Raw genomic sequence first — 19,660 nt, forward strand, 5'->3', positions numbered from 1 at the left:
GGCTTTAGGGCCGGTCTTGTGACGGGTGCTCTTGCACCGCGGAGGATGGAGTCCACGCTCGCGGCGGGTCCCGGGGACCGGAACCGAGACGCTGCGCGCGTGTCCCGCCTCGCCGCATCCCGAAGGCCGGCTCCCACCCTCCGGGACGGCGCTCTAGAACGGGGCGACCAGGTCGTAGACCTGCTGGACCACGCCGGGCTGCTGCACCTCCATGAGGCGACCCCGGCCACCATAGGAGACCCGCGCCTCGGCGATCTTGTTGTAGTCGATCGTGTTGGTGCGCGAGATGTCCCGCGGCCGCACGATGCCGGCGATGTTCAGCACGCGGACCTCGTAGTTCACGCGCACCTCCTGGGAGCCGCTGATCATCACATTGCCGTTGGGGAAGACATGCGTGACCACGGCAGCGATGGAGAGCTTCAGTTGCTCCTTGCGATCGATGCTGCCCTGACCCTTGGTCGAGGTGTTGCCGTTGACCTCGTAGTGATTCTTCGATTCCGGGGTGAGGCCGAACAGATCGAACTGGAGATCCAGGCTCGACTTGGCCCGCGCATCGCGCGACCGGTCGGTGCTGTTGTCGAACTGCGCCTTGTCGTTCATCGCGATCATCACGGTGAGGACGTCGCCGACATTCTTGGCGCGCGGGTCCTGGAACAGGTCGGCGCTCTGCTGGGCCCAGGTCGAGTGGTAGCCCGGTGCCGCCGACGCCACGGCGAGCGGCGGCACCGCGTTGTGATTCGGGTCGATGCCGTAGCCCACGGGGCTGAGGGCCGGCGCCTTGCCGATCTCCTGCACGGGCGTCGCGCAGGCGCCGAGCGCCGTCAGCGCCGCGACGGCGGCAAATGCCAAACCCGATCGTATCAAGCCTGATCGCACCAAGCCTGATCGCACCAAGCCTGATCGCGCGGCGACTAGGATCGGTCTCGACCCCGCGTGACGCGCCCGCTGGCGCGCATCCGGGTTCCTCTGCGGCGAAGGGCGCGGGAGCCGCGTCATCCTGATTTCTCGCTGTTCTGCGGGCGACGATCCCCCGAATCCGGGCGTGCCTCGGGGGGCGTCTTGGGTGTGTCGTCCGGCCGGAATGGCACCGGATCCTTCGGGGGGGTGTTGGTGATGACGTTGGCCAAACGCGCGGCCCGGCCGGGATCCATCTCGTTCATGATCGCGCTGGCCACCCGCGGCTCAAGGCGGGTCAGGATCGCGGCCGCAGCCTCGCTGTCCATGGCGGTCAGCTGCTGGGACGCCGCCTCGGGGCGCATCTTGGCGTAGATCGCCGTGACGCTCTCGTCCGCCTTCGCGAGGAAGGCCTGTCGGCGCTTCAGCCACGCCTCGTATTCGGCGCGCTTGGCCTCCAGCTGGCCGATCCGCGCCTCGACATCCTTGGCGAGCGCGGCGAGCGTGTCCTTCTGCCAGTTGAAGCGGGCGTCGGCGGCGGCGTTGGCGATGCCGGCGCAATATTGCGAGGGCTGCGCCTCCTCGGGGGGCTTCGGCTGGGCACGCGCCGGGGCGACCGGCAGCACGGCCACCGCGAGGGCGAGACCGAGCCGGAAGCGCCGCCCATCGCCGCCGATCCGGCATTCTCGGGCCGAGCCGGTCATTGGATCACAAGCTCCGCCTGAAGGGCGCCCGCCGTCTTCACCGCCTGGAGGATGGCGATCACGTCCGTCGGCTTCATGCCGACATTGTTCAGGCCGCGAATCAGGGTCTGCAGATCGGGTCCCGACACGATGGCCAGCCGGCCGGTCTGCTCGCCCGCCTGGATGTCGGTCCGGGGCACCACGGTCGTCTGCCCGTCCGAGAACGGGGCGGGCTGGGACACCTGCGGCGTCTCCGTGATGCGCACCGTCAGGTCGCCATGCGTCACCGCCACGGTGGAGACCTGGACGTTCCGGCCGATGACCACGGTGCCGGTCCGCTGGTCGATCACGACCTTGGCGGGGATGTCCGGCTGGACCTGCAATTCGCCGATCTCGGCCATGAACCGCGTCCGCCCGACATGGCCGGGGCGGGACAGGACCACGGTGCGGTAGTCGCGCGGGCTCGCCGCCCGCCGCCCGTACTTGTGGAGCGTGTAGGCGTTGATCGCATCCGCAACCAGCACGGCGGTCTGGAAGTCTGGGTTCTTCAGTTCGAGGGACATGCCGGGCAGGTCCCGGAATGCGCCCGCCACCGCGCGCTCCACCAGCGCGCCGTTGGGGATCCGGGCCGCCGTCGCCACGCCCGAGATCAGCGATTCCGCCTGACCCGTGGCGCTGAAGCCGGAGACGACGAGGGCGCCCTGGGCGACCGCGTAGACCTGCCCGTCGCCCCCCGAGAGTGGCGTCATCAGCAGGGTGCCGCCGCGCAGGGAGGTCGCGTCACCCATCGAGTTCACCGCGACGTCGATCCGCGAGCCCGGCTCGACATAGGCTGGGAGATTGGCCGTCACCATCACGGCCGCGACGTTGCGGGTCCGCAGCCGCTGATCGCGCACGTTGATGCCCAGACGGTCGAGCATCGATTGCAGGGACTGCTCCGTGAATTGCGAGTTGCGCAGGGTGTCGCCGGTGCTCTGCAGGCCGGTGACGAGCCCGTAGCCGACGACTTGGTTGTCGCGCACGCCCTGGAGCGCGGCGATATCCTTGATGCGCGTCGCCGCCGCGGGGGCCGGCGAGAGCGCGGGGACGGCCAGGAGGATCCCGGCCAGGCAGAGAATCAACCGACGCATCACGGCTGCCCCGTCCGGACCCGGCCGTCGGGCATGACGATGCCCTGGATCACCCGCCCCGTGGCGGTGTTCCGGACGCTGACCGGCTCGTTCACCGCCGCGTTCGCCAGGGCCATACCCTGGGTCGAGATCGCCACCCCGTGCTCCTCGAACACGATCACGATCGGCGCCCCGCGGGTCACGAGCTTCGGTTCGTCGAGGGCGATCGACGGGATCGGCTCGCCGGGCAGGAGCGTGCGCCGCGCGACCTTGCCGGTCGCATGCGCCACCGAATCGACCGCCGGCATGCGCGGTCGGTAGTTCTCGGGAAACGCCTGCTCGCGCAGCATCGTCGGCTTGATGAGGTCGCCCGCATAGATCGTCGCCACCGGGACCGGCAGGACCTGATCCGTCGCCGCGGCAGGCCTCGGCGCGAGGCCGAGCGCCCCGGCCGCGGCCAGGGCGCGGGCGATCCGCGCCGCGAATCCCACAGGGCGAGCATCCCGGATCATGACCTTAGCGGATGCCCTTCGAGACCGTGCCGGCCATCTCGTCGGCGGCCTGGATTACCTTCGAGTTCATCTCGAACGCCCGCTGGGCCGAGATCAGGTTCGTGATCTCCTTGACCGGATCGACGTTCGACATCTCCAGATAGCCCTGCTGGACCTTGCCGAAGCCCGGATCGGCGGCGAAGCCCGTCACCGGCAGGCCGGAGGCCGCCGTCTCGCGGTACAGGCCGTTGCCCAGGGGCTCGAGTCCGGCCTCGTTGGTGAAGTTGGCGAGCTGCAGCTGGCCGATCGTCTGCGGCAGCTGCTGCCCGTCGACCTTGACCATCACTTGGCCGGTCTCGTTGATCACCACGTCGACGGCGTTCTGCGGGATGATGATCGCCGGATCGACGCTGTAGCCCTCGGCCGTGACCAGGCGTCCGTCGGCGTTCTTGTTGAAGGAGCCGGCCCGGGTGTAGTTGATCTCGCCGTTGGGCATCGTGACCTGGAACCAGCCGCGGCCGTTGATCGCGAGATCGAGGGAATTCGTCGTGTTGGTCAGCGGGCCCTGCCGGTGCAGGTTGCGGATCGCGGTGTTGCGCACGCCGAGGCCCAGCATGGCGCCCTCGGGAACCGCCCCCTCGCCGGTCTGGATCGGGACGCCCGCGGGCCGCTCTGCTTGGTAGATCAGGTCCTTGAACTCGGCGCGCCCCGCCTTGAACGCCGTCGTGTTCAGGTTCGAGATGTTGTTGGCAATCACTTCGACGTTCAGCTGCTGGGCGTTCATGCCCGTGGCCGCGATGGCGAGCGCTCTCATGATCAGGTCCTTGGGCCGGAGAGGGGGAGGCGATTCGTGTTCGGTGTCCGTGCCGCCGCGTCAGATCGCCATGCGGACGATTTCCAGGTAGGCGGCGACGACCTTGTCGCGGATCGCCACCGCGGTCTGGAGCGTCTGCTCCGCCGACATGACCGCCTCCACCACCGATTGGGCGGAGGCCTTGCCCTGGATCCCCGAGATCGCGGCCGCCTCGCCGGTCTTCACGGTGTCCCGCATCTGGCCGGCGACCTGGCTCATCAGATCGCCGAAGGTCGCGGCGCCCGCCGCGGGGGCCGTCTGCCGGACGTCAGGCAGGGCCAAGCCGAATTCGCCGGATCCGAAGATCGAGGCGGTCTTGCCGGACGAGCTTGCGAGGGCTGCGAGAGACTCGATCATCACGGCCTCAGGAGGTCGATGATGCTGGCGACCATCGAGCGGGTCTGCTTGATCATCTGCAGATTGGCCTCATAGGAGCGGTTCGCCTCCCGCATGTCGGCCATCTCGATCAGCATGTTCACGTTCGGCAGCTTGACGTTGCCGTTCTGGTCGGCCGCGGGATTCCCGGGATCGTACTCCACCTTGAACGGCGCCGTGTCCTCGCCGATCTGACGGACCGCTACGGCCGCGGTCCCCGAGGCCCGGTCGAGGGCGGTGCGGAACGTGATCGTCTTGCGGGTATAGGGATCCGAGCCGGCGGTCTGTCCCGTCGACTGGGCGTTGGCGATGTTCTCGGCGATGACGCGCATGCGCTCGGATTGCGCGCCCATGCCGGAGCCCGCGATCCGCGAGGAGGCTGCCAGGGGATCGATCATTGGCCGGACTTCACGCTCAGGGCCAGCATCCGGTTGAACGACTTGACCACGCCGCTGTTCAGGGCCTGGTCCCGGCTCACCTCGCCGGCCTTCATCAGCTGCTCCTCGATATTCACCGAGTTGCCGGAATGCACGACGTCCCAGCCGTCCGAGGCGGTCGCGCGGGCCGGCCGCGCGGCCGGCCCGTCGAGTTCCAGGTGGCCGGCATGCGTCGCCGCCATCGACAAGGCCGTCTTGTTCAGCACGTCCCGGAACGGGGTCACGTCCCGGGCCTGGTAGCCAGGGGTGTTGGCGTTCGCGACGTTGCCCGAGATCACGGCTTGGCGTGCCGCGAGATGCTGCAGCTGCCGGGATGCGAGGTTGAACAGGAAGATCGGGTTCATGGTCTGTCGGCTTTCCGGCTTGGCAAGGACGGCGGCAGGGCAGTTCCGAAGGCTTGGGAACACAGCCCTGGCCGCTGAGTTGGTTTGACGGTCCGCTCCAGCGTGACAGGTGTCTGTCGGCGGATCTTTGCGCGGGCTGTCTTGTCCGAAGCTTGCGGCGGCGCGCCGCCGGCCCTGGCCCTCCCGAATCCCGTGCAATACGGTCCGTGAAGTGCGTCGGTCCGGTCAGCTCACGAAGGCGTAGCCGAGGTAGCGCCGGACCTCGATCGGATCGAAGCTCAGCTTCTGCCGGAGCTTTTTCCGGAGCTTGCTGATATGACCTTCGATCACGCTCTCATCCACGTCGTCCGTGAAGGCGCCGTAGACCGCGTTGAACACCTGTTCCTTGGTCATCCGGCGCCCGCGGTTGCGGACCAGGAATTCGAGGATCTGACGCTCGCGGCGCGGCAGGGCGATCTTCTCCCCGTCGATGTCGGGGTCGCGACCGTCGAAATACACCTTCAGCCGCGCGGTCCGGTCCGCCACGGCCGTGTCCTTGTCGGCCTCGCGCTGCGTGCGCCGCCAGACGGCCTCGGTCCGGGCGAGGATTTCCCGGACATGGACCGGTTTGCGGACCACGTCGTCGATGCCGGACCGGAAGAGCTGCAGCGTCTCCGTCAGGCATCGGGTCTCGATCATCGCGATGATCGGCGCCCGGGACCGCCTCTGGATCAGCTCCGGCCAATCGGCGCGTTGCTCGCACTCGCCCAGGAGGAATCCCTGGACCGCATCGAGGTCGTTCGTGGGTGCGGTCTGCAGCCAGTCTTCGAAATCGGATGACACTAAACCGACCGAAGATACGCCCTCTCTAAAGAAATTGGCGACGTATCCGTCTCTAACAATCGGTCTCTCGTCGACAATGACGTACATTGTCACCAGACTCCTTCCGTTATGGCTCGTGTTGCTTGGTCGATAATGCTGTTAACGAGAGAAATCTTAACTCCACGCTTACGGTGACCCAAGGAGATGAATGGGTCAAGAATTTGTCCAACACTCAAGATCGTGTTCTGGAGTGAAGAGCCGGAGAAAAATTCAGATTTTCTGTCGATCTTGATGTCAGTTTGATACAAATTTTACGGACATACATTGACCATCGACAACTGAACTTCGGCATGCTGCGGTATCCCCGTGATGGTCACCTGCCGATATGGCCGAGGCCGATCCTGCGAGAATTGTCGGATCCGATGCACGAACACCACGCTTCCGCGCCCGCATCGGTGCGGGCGGACCCCGGCGCCACGCTTCCCGCCGCGGATTGCCTCGTCGGCAACAGGAATCGCTGGTCCCGGGCGGTCCTCGCGTTCCCCGGCCTGACCCCGGACACGTGGTATGAGTTCAGCGCATGCGTGCTCTGTGCGGATGCCGAGGCGGCCCCGGGGGCCAAGGATTTCGCGGCGATCGGCTTCGCCTTCCTGGCCCAGGACCGATCCGAGGTCGATTTCGCCCATGTCCCGGGCCTGGGCCGGACCTCGATGGATGCGCACGGGGACTGGCTGGCCGGGCCCGGCGCAGCCGGCCAGGCCACCGGCCAAGCCACCGCTCAGAGCGCGCGTGCCCTCCCCGTCCGCCGCCGCTTCTACCTTCCGGCGCCGGCCGCGGAGGTGACGGTCGTCATCCGGAGCTGGCGCAACACGCAGCCGTTCCGGATCCTCGATCCGGAGATCCGGCCGGCGGGGCCCGTGGCGCCGGATTCGGCCGGATCGCCCCGGCTGAGGCGGGACGGCCGGATCCCCCTCGGTCCCAAGCCAGTCTGGTTCCGGCACGGCCTCGTCCCGGGGCGCCCGCTCGTCTTCAAGGGCCAGATGCTCGCCCGGGGCCGGACGGAGGGCGCGCTCGCGCGAATCGCCTTCCGGGACGCCCGGGGCGTTCCGATCCCGCCCCCCTATCCCGACACGCTGGCGACGCTGTCGATTCCCGCCTTCCTGGATATCCCGGTCCATCGCCAAGCCTATCGCTTCACCCTGAAGGTCACCCCGCCGCCATCCGCCGCGACGCTGGAGATCGGGTTCGCCGTCTGGGAAGCGGGCGCGGAGCTCGCGCTGGCCGGCGTGCCGGAGGTCCTGCTCGACGACGATCTGCGGCTGGCGGACTTGATCGACGGTCTGGCGGACGAGGCGGATCCGGGCGCGGGGGCGTTCCTGGCGCGGCTGATCGGCCGTCTCGGGGGACCCCAGGCGGGGAGCGGCGGCGCCGCGCCGTCGATCCGGCCCTTCCTCGATCCGGCAGCCCTGGCGCAGCGGCCCTCCCCGCTGCGCGGTTTCACACGCCTACGCGACGGGCCCGACGCCTGCAGCCTCGTCGGCGGGGCGATCCGGATCGCACCGCACCCGGCCTGGACCCTGCCGGATGCGCCGGACTGGGCGGCCGACCCGTTCCGATCGCAGGCGTGGCGCCTTGCGTTCCAGTCCCTGACCTGGGCCTGCGCCGCCGCAGAGAGCCCGGATCGCGAGACCCGCGACCGCGCGGTCGCGGCCGCGCTCTCCTGGTCCCGCGCCAATCCCTGGGGCCGGCCGGCGGACGGGCTGAGCCTGCATCCCGCCTGCATGGCCCTGCGCCTGGAGGCGCTGCTGGGTCTGCTCGCCACCGCGGCGCAGGATTCGGCGGACGGCGCCGCCGTCGAGACCCTGGGGGGCGAAGTCGTTCGGCACGCCGCGGCGCTCGCCGAGATCCTCGCCCAGCACACGGTGTCGGGCTCGCCGCTGGAGGTTCAGGTCGGCGCCGCGCTGCTGTCGGTGGGCCTCGCCCTTCCGGCCTTCCCGCTGGCCCGGCACTGGACAGGCCTCGCGACGTTCGCCCTGCGGCGCGGCATCGAGGCGCTGATCGATCCCAAGGGCGGCATCGCGGAGCCCTCGTATCACCGCAGCCTGGAAATCCTCACCCTCGCCCTCGTCCTCATGCCCGTCCTCAACGCCCGGCCGGACCTCGCCGCCCTGGCGGGATTCCTGGATGAGCGGGTCCCCAAGGCCTGGGCCGGTCTCGCCGCCCTGTTCGAGCCGGACGGCGCCCTCCCCCCGTTCGACGACGCGCCCGACCATCCCGACCGCATCGGCTGGCTGAAGCGGCTGGCCGCCTCGCAGGTGCGGCCCGCGCCCGCGTCCCCGCCCGCATCGCCGTCCGCACCGGCGGGGGGCGCCGCGCCCATTCCCGTCCGGGCAGCCCGGTCCGGCGTCCTCAGCCTGCGTCGGCCGGACGAAGGAACGGGCTGGTCGGCATTCACGTCCGACTTCTCCGAGCAGGTCCATCCGCAGGACCATCGGGACTGCACGTCCTTCACCTACGCGTCGGGCGGGCTGCGCTGGATCACGGAGGTGGAAGGCCGGCATCTGCCGGCGGCACGGGCGCACAACGTCGCCGTACCGGATGGCCGCGAGCCGGGCGCCGGTGCGGGCTTCGCCCGGGCCCCCATCCGCCTGGGCGACGCCGTCCTGCACTGCCTCGAGACCAACGTTCACGGGGCGGACTACCGGCACGTCCGGGCCTTCGTGCTGCTTGAGGATCTCTCCGGCCTCGCCGTCCTCGACGGGTTCGCGACCGGGGATCGCCCGCTCGCGGTCGAAGGCTTCCTGCATTTCGACGCCGCGATCATGGTCGCCCTCGACGCGTCCCGGCGCGTCTTCGCCCTGCACGGCGAGCGGCGGCTGCACATCGTGCCTCATGCGATCGCCGGCCGATTCGGTGACGTCGCGGTGTGCCGTGGCCGGGCCGGGCCCAGCCTGCGCTACGGCCTCTCGGGGTTGCGGAGCGTGGCCGGCGGTCTGTTGATCGCCACGTCCCCCGAGAGCCTGGCCCAGCTCGCCGGCGCGGTCGAGGCGGAGGCAATCCGGCGCGCCTTCGCGCACTGACCGGCCCGCAAGCGGGCTTTGGCGCCATGCCCGATCGCGTTGCGATCGAGCCTGGCGCGAGGCCCTTGTTTCGGCTCGCCCCCTTGCGCCGAAGCGGCGTCCGCTTCGGCGGAGGGCATCCAGGTTGGGACGACACGCAAGCGCGTCGCTGCCAGGCGCGCGAGGGCAATCCGGTGTCGCGCTGCCCTGGGTCGCTTCGCTGCGCTCGTGGTGACGCAGGCCGCCGAACGCGGTGGAAAGGGGCCGGGCTCGAGCGCTCGGGACACCCTATCCGGACCGGCGATCGCGGCGAAACGAGACGAAACGGAGCCCTTAGCTCCGGATGTCCTTCTTGGTCACGAAGTTGAAGTTCTCGACCATCACGTCCTTGACCACCTCGGAGCCCAGGCGCTCGTTGACCCGACGCCTGATCTCCTCAAGACGCTTGTTGATGTCGTATTTCTTGAGATTGCGAAAATCGAGATCGCCGTCGCTGTAGATCTGCCGGAACGACTCGTCCGCCACGAACGGCGCCGGCGTGACGCCCATGCCCTTGAGCAGGTGCGAATCGGCCGTGAAGATCATCGTGGCCATGACGTAACCCTGGACGTTGCCCTCCGCGATGATCGGGATGCTGAGGGGCTTCAGCTTCTGGTAGGTCAGACCCTCCAGATATTCCTCGGCCTTCGGCTTGGGCAGGGCCGGCATCCAGGTGATCACCGCGAAGCTGGACAGGGCCGTGATCGCGCAGATCCAGAGGCCGGTGATGACGATCCGGGCCACGGGCGGTCACTCCTGATAGCGTAGGGCGGCGGAGTAGGTGCCGTCGGATTCGGCGCTCTGGATCATGGTCGAGACGATATCCGAGACCTCCTGCATGGCGCGTAGGTGGATGCCGAGGAGTTCGTGGTTGCGCCGGAGCTTGGCGCGGACCCGCTCCAGGCAGTCGATCTCAGGGGCGCTGAGCTGCGCCGCGTCGACTGCCCGGCCGAGCCGCGCGAGCTCCACCAGGCTCTGGCTCTTGCGCCGGTTGAAATCGTCCTGGTCCTGCAGGTCGTGCGCCGTGAGCGCGGCGGTCTCGGCGTCGATGATCGCTTCGAGGCGGCTCAGGGATGACAGCAGCATGGTCCGATCCGTTGAAGAGGAGCCTCAGGCCTTCGTCCGGGTGGTCGGCGCGGGCTCGCCGGTCCCCGGATGCGCCTTGTCGATCATCCGGGCGATGCCGATTCCCCCGGCCTTGGCGAGCTGGCCGCCCAGCTGCTCGGCCAGCATCGACCGCCAGATCGCCCCGGCATTGCCCTTGCCGAACACGGCCGCGGCCCCCTGGGGCAGCATCGATTCGACGAAGCTCTGCAGGATGAACGCCTCGAATTGTTGCGCCGGCGTCCCCTTGGGTTTGGGAGCCGCCTGGGTCGCGGCGGTCCGGAAACGCGTCAACACCGTGTCGGCGCTCGGCTGCGCCATGGCGGGGATGCCGGCCCGCGCGGCCACGGCCTCGCCGAGCGCGTCGGTGAAGGTCGCGGGCGAGCCCTGCGTCAGCTTGGTCGCCGCGGCCTGATAGCGGGCCGGATCGGCGGCACGTGCCACGTCGAGGACGATGTCGGAGGGCGGTTGGACGCTCACGGCGCACTCGTATCCGGATGGGTGGGACCGTGGCCGGTCCGGTCTTCGGGATCGACCGGTCGGGGTGCGGTCGCGGGTCTATCGGGTTCGTCCGCCCCGTTAGCGGGTTTGGCTGGCGGGAGGCTTGCCACCGGGGCGGCGGCGGCCGACAGCAGGTCGAGCCGCTCGGCCCAATCCTGCTTCTCCCGATGACGCCGGTGCTCGGCTTCGAGGCGATCGACCCAGTTCTCGGTTCGCTTGTGCTGCGTCGCCCGGTCGAGGAGCTGTTGCGCCGAGACATCCCGCTCCGCCCGCAGCGCCTGCGCGGTCACCGCGAGGCTCTTCAGGCGGTGGAGCGCTGTCGCGCGAAGCGGCTCGTGGAAGGCCGAGGCCTCGTTGAGCGCGCGAATCAGGTCTGCCTGCGCGGTGTCGGCCGCCTGGACCCGGCGCTCCAGGCCGGCGAGTTCCTGTTCTGCGCGCTGGCGCATCCGGTCCTGCACGCGCATCAGCCGGGTGGCCCTGCGGAGTCGTGTCTGCATGGCGGTCCCTCCTCAACCCCATTTCAGCCAGTGCTCGTAGACTTGGATGAACTGCGCCAGCATGTCGTTGGACAGGAACATCAGCAGGAGCAGGCCGCCGAAGAGGACGAAGGGCGTGGCGATGAAGAAGACCGGGATCTGCGGCGTCAACTTGTTGGCGAGCCCCAGGGCAAGGTTCACGATCACCGAGTAGATGACGAACGGGCTCGTCACCCGCACCGCCATGACGAAGGCCTCGGTGATCCGGTCGACGAAGCCCGCCAGCATCGGCCCAGCGCCGAACGGGCTCCCGGCCGGGATGCGGTCGTAGGAGGCGACGAGGCCGCGCAGCAGCTCCCAGTGCAGGTCCAGGGCGAAGACCAGGATCGTCGCGCCCATCAGGATCAGCGAGCCGGCCAGGGACGCGCCCTCGGTCTCGGCCACCGGGTTGCCCGGAATGCCCCCGAGGCCGATCATCGTCGCCACGCCGGTCGCCAGGGTCTCGAGGGCGAAATAGAAGGCCCGGCCGAAGAAGCCGATGGTGAGCCCGGTGAGCGTCTCGCAGCCGATCCACCACAGGGTGTCGGCCGGCGCGGCGTCGCGCAGCTGCGCGCTGAACTTCGGCAGCAGCAGCGGCGACACCGCGAGGGTCACCGTCAGGGCGATGAACAGGCGGACGCGCTGCGCCACGTGGGTGCTCGACAGGCCCGGGGCGACCATCAGGCAGCCGCCGACCCGGCAGAAGATCACGAACACGCCGAGCAGCGTCTCGGGGATCATCGGGGGTCAGGAGACCGTGCCGAGGGACTTGATCTCGACGCCCCGGGCGATCTCGACATGCGACAGAACCGGGATCGTCGGGAACAGGCGCTCGATGATCATCCGCACGTAGCCGCGCACCTCCGGCGCCGTGACCAGGGCGAATTTGTGGGCGGTCTTCATCCGGGCGCGGATCGCCTCCGAGGCCTCGACGCCGAACTGCTCGATGAGCCGCGGGTCCATGTCGATCTCCGCCACGTCGCCCTTGACGTCGCGCTTGAGCGCCTGGTGGAAGCTGAGGTCCCAGCGGCTTCCGAGGCGCAGGACGCTGAGCACCCCGTTCTCGGCGATGTCGCCGCAGATCTGCTGGGCGATGCGCAGTCGGACATGCTCGGCGATCTGCTCGGCGCGGCGGGCATGGGGGACGATCTCGGCGATGGCCTCGATGATCAGGTGCAGGTTGCGGATCGAGACCCGCTCGGCGAGCAGCAGCTTGAGCACCGCCTGCAGGCCCGAATACGAGATCTGCGATGGGCAGATATCGTCGACCAGCCGCTTGTACTCCGAATCGAGCCGGTCGATGAGCATCCGCAGGTCCTTGTAGGACAGGAGCTGCGGCAGGTTGTTGCGGATGACCTCGCTGACATGGGTCAGCATGACGGAGTGGCTGTCGATCGGGCTGAACCCCTCGCGCCGCGCCTCCGCGGCGTAGGCCTCCGGCACCCAGACGGCCCGCATCCCGAAGGCCGGCTCGCGCACCTCCTCCCCCGCGATCGTGGGCAACGGCCCGTCGCCCACGACGATCAGCATCTCCCCGGGACGCACCTGCTGCGCGGCGATGACGGTCCCGTGGATCGCGATCTCGTAGGTCTTGCTCGGGACGCTGTTCGAGTCGACCAGCTTGATGTCGGGCACCACGAATCCGTATTGCTGCGCGAATTTCCGGCGCATCCGTCCGACCCGGTGAGCCAGCTCCTGCTGGGCGCCCTGCAATTGCACCGCGAGGTGCTTGCCCAGCCGCAATTCGATCTCGGCGGTCTTGAGCGAGTCCTTGACGGCCTCGCTCTCGCGGCTCTCCAGAAGGCGCTGCTCCTCCTGGGCCTGCGCCTGGGCGTCGACCTTCGACTGCGCCTCGGCGATGCGCCGGGGGATCAGGTAGGCGATGGTGCCCATCAGGGCGCTCAGCAGCGCGAAGGGTACGAACGGCATCCCCGGCATGATCGCGAACAGCGCCATCATCCCGGCGGCGACGAACAGCGCCCGCGGATAGGCGCTGAGCTGGCCCAGCACCGCCTTCTCGGTCGTCCCCCGTGTGCCGCCCTTGGAGACCAGCAGGCCCGCGGCCAGCGACACGATCAGGGCCGGGATCTGCGCGACGAGCCCGTCGCCCACCGAGAGCTTGGTGAAGATGTCGGCGGCCTTCGCCAGCGGCAGCCCGTGGCGGGTGACGCCGATGATGATCCCGCCGAAGATGTTGACCGCGATGACGATCAGGCTGGCGACCGCCTCGCCGCGCACGAATTTCGAGGCGCCGTCCATGGAGCCGAAGAAGGCGCTCTCCTCCTCCAGCTCCCGTCGGCGTTGCTGCGCCTCCTTCTCGTCGATCAGGCCCGCGGAGAGGTCGGCGTCGATCGCCATCTGCTTGCCGGGGATCGCGTCGAGGGTGAAGCGGGCCCCGACCTCGGCGATGCGGGTGGCGCCCTTGGTGATCACCAGGAAGTTCACCGTGATCAGGATGGCGAACACGACCAGACCGATCACGAAGTCGCCGCTCATGACGAACTGCGAGAAGCCCTCGATCACGTGGCCGGCCGCGTCGACGCCCGCATCGCCGTTGGACAGGATCAGGCGCGTCGTCGCGATCCCGAGCGCGAGGCGCAGCAGGGTCACGATCAGCAGGATCGTCGGGAAGGATGAGAATTCGAGCGGCTTCTGGATCCAGAGGGCGACCATCAGGATCAGCACGGACAGCGATATCGAGAGCGCCAGCCCGATATCGATCAGCACCGCCGGAACCGGCAGGAACAGGACCGCGAGGATCGCGATGATCCCCAAGGCGAACCACACGTCCCGCCGGACCCTGCCCTCCGGCGCGAGCGTCTCTACGGCCGCTGCCACGCTCTCACCCCTCTCTGTGTCGAGGCCGCTTCTGGATCAGCAAGCTTGCGCCTGGGTTGCGCCGGCCACGCCCACCGGTCCCCCGGGCGGGCTGTTCCCCGGCGCCGCTCAGAAGCCGGTGATGATCCGGCCGTAGACCAGCTCGGTGAAGGCGTAGATCTGGCCGCCGACGAAGGACCCGGTGATGATCATCACCACCAGGACGACCACGATCTTCGGCACGAAGGTCAGGGTGACCTCTTGGATCTGGGTCAGCGCCTGGAACAGGGCGATCAGAATTCCCACCAGCATGGCCGCCCCGACCGCGGGTCCGGAGGCGACGATGATCGTCCAGATGGCGGTCCGGACGAGCTCAAGGGCATCGATCTCGTTCATGGCGCCGGATCGGCCGCTACGAGACGGTCATGCCGGCCTCGTACGGCACGTCCTGGCCGCTATCGAGATGCGCGAGCAGCCCGTCCTTGGTCATCTGGACGGAGGTGACCATCCCGGTGATCTTCTGATCCGCCGCGGTGACGGTGTGGCCGACGAGGTTCCCGGCTTGGGACATCGCCGAGGAGGCGAGCAGCGCGTCGAGCTTGCTGTTCATGTTGACGCTCTGCTCGACCTGCGAGAACGTCGCCAACTGGCCCATATACTCCGTCGACTTCATCGGGTCGGTCGGATTCTGGTTCTTCATCTGAGCCATGAGCAACTTGAGGAAGTTGTCGTAGTTCAGGGTCGACTGCTTCGCCGCGGTCTTGGCGGCGGCCGCCTTCCGGGCCTCCGCCTGGGCCGTCGTGTCGGCTGGCGGGGTCGAATATCCGGTGTTGGTGGACGGTACAGACATCGCTCAATCTCCAACCGATAAGGGGTTCGGGCCGTCGCGGCGTGCGGGCACGCAGGGGGCAAGCCGGCCCCCGCAGCGCCACCCGGCTCGTCTCGGGGGCGCCCTCAGGCGACCTGATGGGTGATCGCGCCTGCCGTGTTGGCGGCCCGCGACGTATCCGCTTCGAACAGGCCCCGCAGGATCCGCAGGACCTCGAAGGGCCGGCCGGCGGAGAGGAAATTCCGGGCCGCCGCCAGGGCGGATGTGACCTGCGGTCCCGGCTCGCTCGCCACGATCGAGCTGTCGACTTCGGCGTAGGCGTGCCGGACCCGGTCCGCGTTGCTGGGGTCGATCAGCATGGCCTGCGCGATGAAGTAGAGCTGGCGGATCGGCGTCGTCGCCTGCTCCGCCTGCAGCACATGCGCCTCCAGGAGGAACGTGGCGTCGTTGAGCAGCTCGATCGTGACCTTGCGATCGACGCGCAGGACTGCGCCGTTGATGAAGATCCGCTCGTGGCCCCGCAGGCTCAGGTTGATGGAGCGGCTCATTGCAGACCGTCCCGGACGAGCGTGTTGACGTAGATCAGGGCTTCGAAGCCGGCGGCATCGCCGCGCAGGATCTGATCGGCGCGGCTCATGTTCCACAGGCCGATGGAGATCAGGTCCGCCCGCAGCTCCGTCGACAGGGCGTTCTCCGGATTGGCGAGATCGTCGATGAGCAGGCTCCAGAGGCGCTGCAGGAAGCTGGTCGCCTCCTGGCGCAGCTCCGGCGGCGCGTCCGCGGCCTCGGCCCGCTTCATCAGGTCGATGGCCTGATCGAAGGCGGCCCGCTCCCGTTCTCTGGCGAGTGCGGGGGATTCATCCATGATCTCTGCGTAAGACGCGCCGTACATCGCAGAAGTGCCTCTTGTGTCGCTTCGGTATGCAGGCTCGATACGGACGGTCTTCCGTCCGCCTCAGGCCCGTTCAAGACAGCTCTGGATTATCGAACGTAGTCCATGAGACTGAGTCTGTTGACCTGGTTCGTCAGGGAGTACGAAATCTCGAGCTGTGTCGTCAGGCTCTTGACGCGCGCTGCGGCCTCGACGGGGTCGCCGTACTCCAAATTCCTGACGCCGGTTTCGAGGATGTTCTTCTGAACATCCATCTGCTTTCCGACATCGGTGATGCGGGCCTGGACGGCGCCCACATCCGCCTGGATGTTCGTGACGCCCCAGGTCGCGCTGCCGGCGAGGCCGCGCAGCTTGTCGTAGACGACTGCCTGCGTGTTCGAGGAAAGGCTCGGCAGGCCGATGGAGGCGCCCAGCGTGTACAACATCGCCAGCTGCCGCAGGGGCTGGGCGTTGGCGCTTACGGAACTGTCGACCGTCTCGTTGCGGGCGATCTCGCTGCGGACCGGCGTGTCGGACGCTTTGGACCACTTGTCTTTCCACTGCGCGTCGGAGAAGAGCGCCGCGAAGGGGCCGCCATCCGCCAGGAAGCTCTGCATCTGCGCGGGGGTGATGTCGCTGGATTGCGGCTGCGTGCCGGGCTCGAAATGGAACTGGGTTTTGAACGCGTCCACGAAGGCCTGCTTGGCGGGCGAGGGCGTCCCCGAAGTCGTCTCGTAATCCGCGATCGGGACCTGGCTCGTGTTGATCCCGCCGAACAGGTATTGGCCGCCCGTCTGCGTGTTCAGCTCCGCGATCAGCGCCGTGAGCTTGGCGGACGAGGCCTGCGCGATCGTGGTGGCGCTGGTGTCGTTCAGCTTCCCGGGCGTCAGCGTCGCCATGAAGGCTTCCCCGTCGGTCCGGGCTCGGTCGAGGGCTTGGTAGGCGCTGTTGATCCGGGTGCTCGTCAGGCCGTTGCGATCCTGCTGCGCCTTGAGGTCGTCGAGACCCTGCCGGAGATCGAGGGTGAGCCCGGTCCGGTAGCCGAGCTGGAGACCGACATCCGCGTAGCGGCCGTCATTCGTGCTCTCGGCATTGGCCTTATTCAGGTCCGACTGGAGACGGTTCATGGACGCGCGCGGCGTGTTCAGGAAACTGACCGTCGAGATGTAGTTCGTCCGCATCGGACTACCTCACCGCATCGAGGAGGGATTGGAGCATCGCGTTGACCGTCGCGATGAGCTTGGCGGAGGCCGCGTAGGATTTCTCCAGCTGGAGCATCTGGGCGATCTCGTCGTCCCGGTTCACGCCGGTGGCGTTCGAGAGGGCCGTGGAGGCGCTGCTGAGCACGGCCGATTCGGTGTCGACCCGACCCGAGGCGGCCTTGCGGGAGGCTTCCAGCCAGCTCGCCGAGGCCTGGGCGGCCGTCATCACTGAGGTCGAGAGCGGCAGTTCCGAATTCGCCGGGAAGGTCCGATCCAACCGGAAAGCCGTCTGAAGCGCGCGCAGATGGTCCGAGAAGGCGGCTGCGCCCGAGGTGTTGTACTGGTACTGCGACCCCGCATTCATGCCGCCGTCCCGCAGGGTGAACGAGTCTCCCCCCTGGGCGGGATCCGCCTTCGGGTTCACCTGGATGCTGGCGGCGAGCCCCGCCTTGCCCAGAGCCGGCAGGGTCGGCCCCCCGGCATAGGTCAGGAGGCCCGCCAGGGCGGTCCCGGTCGTGGGGTTGTCCTTGTCCGTCTCGGCGAAGGCCGCGATCAGCCCGCCGGCGACCGCGTCGAGCTGCGCCTGATACGTGACCGCGATGTCGTCGCGCACCGCAATCTGCCCGACGATGCGCCCGGCCTGGAGCGGCATCAGCGAGGCGCTGCCCGTGACCTGCACGCCGTCGATGAACACCGCGTTGCCCGATAGGCCTGCCGCGAAGGCGGCGGTCGGCGCGAAGGTCACCGGCCGCGCGACCTTGTCGAAGAGCGGCGAGCCGTTATCGGCATAGATCGCCATGTCGTTGTTGGCCCGCACCACCGTGGTGATGCTGATCTCCTGCGACAGCTGCGCGAGGATCTTGTCGCGGTTGTCCAACGCGTCGCTGATGTCGGCCCCGGTGACCGTTCCGGTCATCACGGCCTTGTTGGCCTTGTCGAACTGCGCCAGCAGGTCGTTGATCGTCTGGACGGAGGCGCCGATCTCGTCGTCCGCGATCTTGCGGGTGGCCTGCACCGTGCCGCTGGCCCGGTTCAGCGCCAGCGCCAAGTCCTTCGCCGCCGCCACGGCGGCCTTGGCCAGGTTCTGGTCGTTGGGCTGGTTCGCGGCATTGCTCAGCGCCTGGTTGAGGACGCTGACCTTGGCGGCCACGGAACCGTCCTCCTGCGTGTCGCCGACCGTCTCCTGCAGCTTCGTCAGGCCGTCCAGGATCGCTTGGCGCCCCGCCAGTTCCGACGTGCTGCCGATCATCTTGTCGAACAGCGCCGTGTTGCTGACGCGGGCGACCACGACCCGGACCGCCCCGTCCGTCGTGATCAGGGACGCGGTCTTGCGCGAATAGGACGCGTCGCCGACGCCCGAGACGTTGCGGGATACCGTATCGGTCTGTGTCCCGTTTGACAGCAGCGACCCGCGCGCCGTGTTCAGGGCAACGGAGAGACTCATCCTGCGCGTCCTCTAATCCCGAATCAGCGCTTCAGGTTGACCAGGGTCTCGAGCATCTCGGTGCCGGTCTGGAACACCTTCGAGTTGGCGCCGTAGCTGGTCTGCGAGGCGATCATGGTCGCCAGCTCGTCGCCGAGATCGACCGTGGATTGCTCGAGCATGCTGCTCAGGATCGAGCCGCGTCCGTCGATGTTGGGAAAGCCGGTGCGCACAAGACCGGACGTGTTGCTCACGTCGTAGACGTTGCCCGCGCGCGGGGTGAGGTTGTCCGGGCTCGCCACCGTGGCCAGCGGGATCTTGTAGGCCGCGTAGCGCGAGCCGTCCTCGTAGACCGCGTAGACCGTGCCGTCCGTGGCGATATTCGTGCTCTTGACGGCACTCGGGAGGTTTCCGTCGATGGCCGTGGTCTTCATGCTGTAATCGCCAGCATTCTGCGTGATCGCCGACAGGTCGAGGGTGAAGGACTGGCCGTTTGGTACGGTCCAGCTCAGCTTCGGGGTGGAGGTCGGTTTGCCGCTCCCGTCGAAGGTCATGGGCACGGTGCTGCCGAGCTGGCCGCCCTTTGCAGTCGGGGTGTCGCGGCTGAAGGCTGCGGCCTCCCACTGGCCGTCAGCCTTCTTTATGAAATTGATGTCGACATTCGACGGTCGACCGGCATTGTCATAGGTCGTGATCGAGTAAGTCTTCGTATAGTTGGTCGAGCTTATGGGCTGCCCGTTGTTCGGAGCGTCGATGTACAGGTTGCCCGCCAGCGTTCCAGCCGTCGAGGGGCTCGTCTTCCCGGCCAGGCTTGCGATGTTGACCGGCACGAGGCCGTCATAGCTGTTCAGCGACACCTTCGGATCGCCGTTGGCCAGGCTGTAGCCCTGCAACGTCATACCGGCGGCATTCACCATGTTGCCCGACGGGCCATCGACCACGAAATTCCCCGCCCGGGTGAGGTGCGGGGTGCCGCCCCGGTCCTTCACGATGAAGAACCCCTCCCCCTGGATCGCCATGTCGGTGCTGGACGTCGTCTGCTGCGTCGTGCCCTGGTTGCTGCTGCCACCGATCCCGTACCGGACTGTGGTGCTGACCGATCCGGCATTGTAGGAGCCGGCGTTCGAATCCGTCAGCATGGAGGAGAACTGCGTGTTTCCGCGCTTGTAGCCGACCGTGTTCTGATTCTGGATGTTGTCCGCAACAACGCCCAGCCGGTTCGTCTGCGCGTTCATTCCAGACACGCCGGCGTTCAGCACTCCGTACAGACCCATGGCCAGAACTCCTCGTCGAAAGACCTAGTGTATACTCAG

23 protein-coding genes are annotated in these 19,660 nt (G+C 68.1%); 1 reads left to right on the top strand and 22 read right to left on the bottom strand.

The annotated features are described in order from the left end of the window. Window positions 1–153: 153 nt before the first annotated feature. The 9 genes from flgH to BLQ49_RS14185 all read right to left on the bottom strand — a co-directional run bounded on the left by flgH (window position 154) and on the right by BLQ49_RS14185 (window position 6,095). The gene (gene flgH, locus BLQ49_RS14145) at window positions 154–861 is read right to left on the bottom strand and encodes a flagellar basal body L-ring protein FlgH (RefSeq protein ID WP_425284004.1); all 708 of its coding nucleotides are present in this window, start codon (window positions 859–861) and stop codon (window positions 154–156) included. Between the two features lie 131 nt (window positions 862–992). Then, window positions 993–1,598, bottom strand: a complete 606-nt coding sequence (locus BLQ49_RS14150) for a MotE family protein (RefSeq protein ID WP_091716625.1) — start codon at window positions 1,596–1,598, stop codon at window positions 993–995. Beyond that, window positions 1,595–2,707 (bottom strand): flagellar basal body P-ring protein FlgI, encoded by a 1,113-nt coding sequence (flgI, locus tag BLQ49_RS14155; RefSeq protein ID WP_091716627.1) that lies wholly within the window; start codon window positions 2,705–2,707, stop codon window positions 1,595–1,597. Before flgI ends, BLQ49_RS14150 begins: the two co-directional genes overlap by 4 nt. After that, a complete protein-coding gene (flgA, locus tag BLQ49_RS14160) occupies window positions 2,707–3,198 on the bottom strand; it encodes a flagellar basal body P-ring formation chaperone FlgA (protein WP_091716629.1) in 492 nt (163 codons plus the stop codon). The genes flgI and flgA overlap by 1 nt, the downstream gene beginning before the upstream one ends. Window positions 3,199–3,202: 4 nt before the next feature. Next, entirely contained in the window at window positions 3,203–3,991 is a 789-nt protein-coding gene (gene flgG, locus BLQ49_RS14165; protein ID WP_091716631.1) for a flagellar basal-body rod protein FlgG, read from the bottom strand. A 60-nt stretch (window positions 3,992–4,051) separates the two neighbouring features. Beyond that, window positions 4,052–4,387 (bottom strand): flagellar hook-basal body complex protein FliE, encoded by a 336-nt coding sequence (gene fliE / locus BLQ49_RS14170; RefSeq protein WP_091716633.1) that lies wholly within the window; start codon window positions 4,385–4,387, stop codon window positions 4,052–4,054. Then, entirely contained in the window at window positions 4,387–4,803 is a 417-nt protein-coding gene (gene flgC, locus BLQ49_RS14175; RefSeq protein WP_091716635.1) for a flagellar basal body rod protein FlgC, read from the bottom strand. The genes fliE and flgC overlap by 1 nt, the downstream gene beginning before the upstream one ends. Further along, entirely contained in the window at window positions 4,800–5,186 is a 387-nt protein-coding gene (gene flgB, locus BLQ49_RS14180) for a flagellar basal body rod protein FlgB (RefSeq protein ID WP_091716637.1), read from the bottom strand. Before flgB ends, flgC begins: the two co-directional genes overlap by 4 nt. Window positions 5,187–5,411: 225 nt before the next feature. Further along, the gene (locus tag BLQ49_RS14185; protein ID WP_091716639.1) at window positions 5,412–6,095 is read right to left on the bottom strand and encodes a response regulator transcription factor; all 684 of its coding nucleotides are present in this window, start codon (window positions 6,093–6,095) and stop codon (window positions 5,412–5,414) included. 314 nt (window positions 6,096–6,409) lie between these two features. Here BLQ49_RS14185 and BLQ49_RS14190 point away from each other — a divergent pair, with 314 nt between their 5' ends. Next, window positions 6,410–9,067 carry a hypothetical protein gene (locus BLQ49_RS14190; protein WP_091716641.1) on the top strand — a complete coding sequence of 886 codons (2,658 nt, stop codon included), beginning with the start codon at window positions 6,410–6,412 and terminating at the stop codon, window positions 9,065–9,067. Window positions 9,068–9,379: 312 nt separating this feature from the next. On the opposite strand, the gene BLQ49_RS14195 is transcribed toward BLQ49_RS14190, so the two are convergent. From BLQ49_RS14195 to BLQ49_RS14255, 13 genes are all read right to left on the bottom strand, one after another. Then, the gene (locus BLQ49_RS14195; protein WP_091716643.1) at window positions 9,380–9,829 is read right to left on the bottom strand and encodes a hypothetical protein; all 450 of its coding nucleotides are present in this window, start codon (window positions 9,827–9,829) and stop codon (window positions 9,380–9,382) included. Between the two features lie 6 nt (window positions 9,830–9,835). Next, window positions 9,836–10,171 carry a flagellar protein FlgN gene (locus BLQ49_RS14200; protein ID WP_091716646.1) on the bottom strand — a complete coding sequence of 112 codons (336 nt, stop codon included), beginning with the start codon at window positions 10,169–10,171 and terminating at the stop codon, window positions 9,836–9,838. 24 nt (window positions 10,172–10,195) lie between these two features. Continuing rightward, window positions 10,196–10,669, bottom strand: a complete 474-nt coding sequence (locus tag BLQ49_RS14205) for a rod-binding protein (protein ID WP_091716648.1) — start codon at window positions 10,667–10,669, stop codon at window positions 10,196–10,198. Further along, window positions 10,666–11,187, bottom strand: coding sequence for a hypothetical protein (locus BLQ49_RS14210; RefSeq protein ID WP_091716650.1), 522 nt, complete (start codon window positions 11,185–11,187; stop codon window positions 10,666–10,668). The genes BLQ49_RS14205 and BLQ49_RS14210 overlap by 4 nt, the downstream gene beginning before the upstream one ends. A gap of 12 nt (window positions 11,188–11,199) precedes the next feature. Then, window positions 11,200–11,946 carry a flagellar biosynthesis protein FliR gene (gene fliR, locus BLQ49_RS14215; RefSeq protein ID WP_091716652.1) on the bottom strand — a complete coding sequence of 249 codons (747 nt, stop codon included), beginning with the start codon at window positions 11,944–11,946 and terminating at the stop codon, window positions 11,200–11,202. 6 nt (window positions 11,947–11,952) lie between these two features. Further along, entirely contained in the window at window positions 11,953–14,043 is a 2,091-nt protein-coding gene (gene flhA, locus BLQ49_RS14220) for a flagellar biosynthesis protein FlhA (protein WP_091716654.1), read from the bottom strand. A 108-nt stretch (window positions 14,044–14,151) separates the two neighbouring features. Next, the gene (fliQ, locus tag BLQ49_RS14225) at window positions 14,152–14,418 is read right to left on the bottom strand and encodes a flagellar biosynthesis protein FliQ (protein WP_091716656.1); all 267 of its coding nucleotides are present in this window, start codon (window positions 14,416–14,418) and stop codon (window positions 14,152–14,154) included. 16 nt (window positions 14,419–14,434) lie between these two features. Then, window positions 14,435–14,872 (bottom strand): flagellar hook assembly protein FlgD, encoded by a 438-nt coding sequence (flgD, locus tag BLQ49_RS14230; protein WP_091716658.1) that lies wholly within the window; start codon window positions 14,870–14,872, stop codon window positions 14,435–14,437. A 104-nt stretch (window positions 14,873–14,976) separates the two neighbouring features. Then, window positions 14,977–15,399 (bottom strand): flagellar biosynthesis repressor FlbT, encoded by a 423-nt coding sequence (flbT, locus tag BLQ49_RS14235; protein ID WP_091716660.1) that lies wholly within the window; start codon window positions 15,397–15,399, stop codon window positions 14,977–14,979. Continuing rightward, window positions 15,396–15,743: a flagellar biosynthesis regulator FlaF gene (gene flaF, locus BLQ49_RS14240; RefSeq protein WP_091716662.1), complete on the bottom strand. Its 348-nt coding sequence runs from the start codon at window positions 15,741–15,743 to the stop codon at window positions 15,396–15,398. The genes flbT and flaF overlap by 4 nt, the downstream gene beginning before the upstream one ends. An 89-nt stretch (window positions 15,744–15,832) precedes the next feature. After that, window positions 15,833–16,903 (bottom strand): flagellar hook-associated family protein, encoded by a 1,071-nt coding sequence (locus tag BLQ49_RS14245; RefSeq protein WP_091716664.1) that lies wholly within the window; start codon window positions 16,901–16,903, stop codon window positions 15,833–15,835. A 4-nt stretch (window positions 16,904–16,907) separates the two neighbouring features. Then, on the bottom strand, window positions 16,908–18,368 hold the full coding sequence (flgK, locus tag BLQ49_RS14250) for a flagellar hook-associated protein FlgK (RefSeq protein ID WP_091716665.1): 1,461 nt from the start codon (window positions 18,366–18,368) through the stop codon (window positions 16,908–16,910). Window positions 18,369–18,391: 23 nt separating this feature from the next. Continuing rightward, window positions 18,392–19,621 carry a flagellar hook protein FlgE gene (locus tag BLQ49_RS14255; protein WP_091716667.1) on the bottom strand — a complete coding sequence of 410 codons (1,230 nt, stop codon included), beginning with the start codon at window positions 19,619–19,621 and terminating at the stop codon, window positions 18,392–18,394. Between the last annotated feature and the right edge of the window lie 39 nt (window positions 19,622–19,660).

Origin of the sequence: Methylobacterium phyllostachyos (assembly GCF_900103445.1) — a bacterium.
Classification (GTDB): domain Bacteria; phylum Pseudomonadota; class Alphaproteobacteria; order Rhizobiales; family Beijerinckiaceae; genus Methylobacterium; species Methylobacterium phyllostachyos.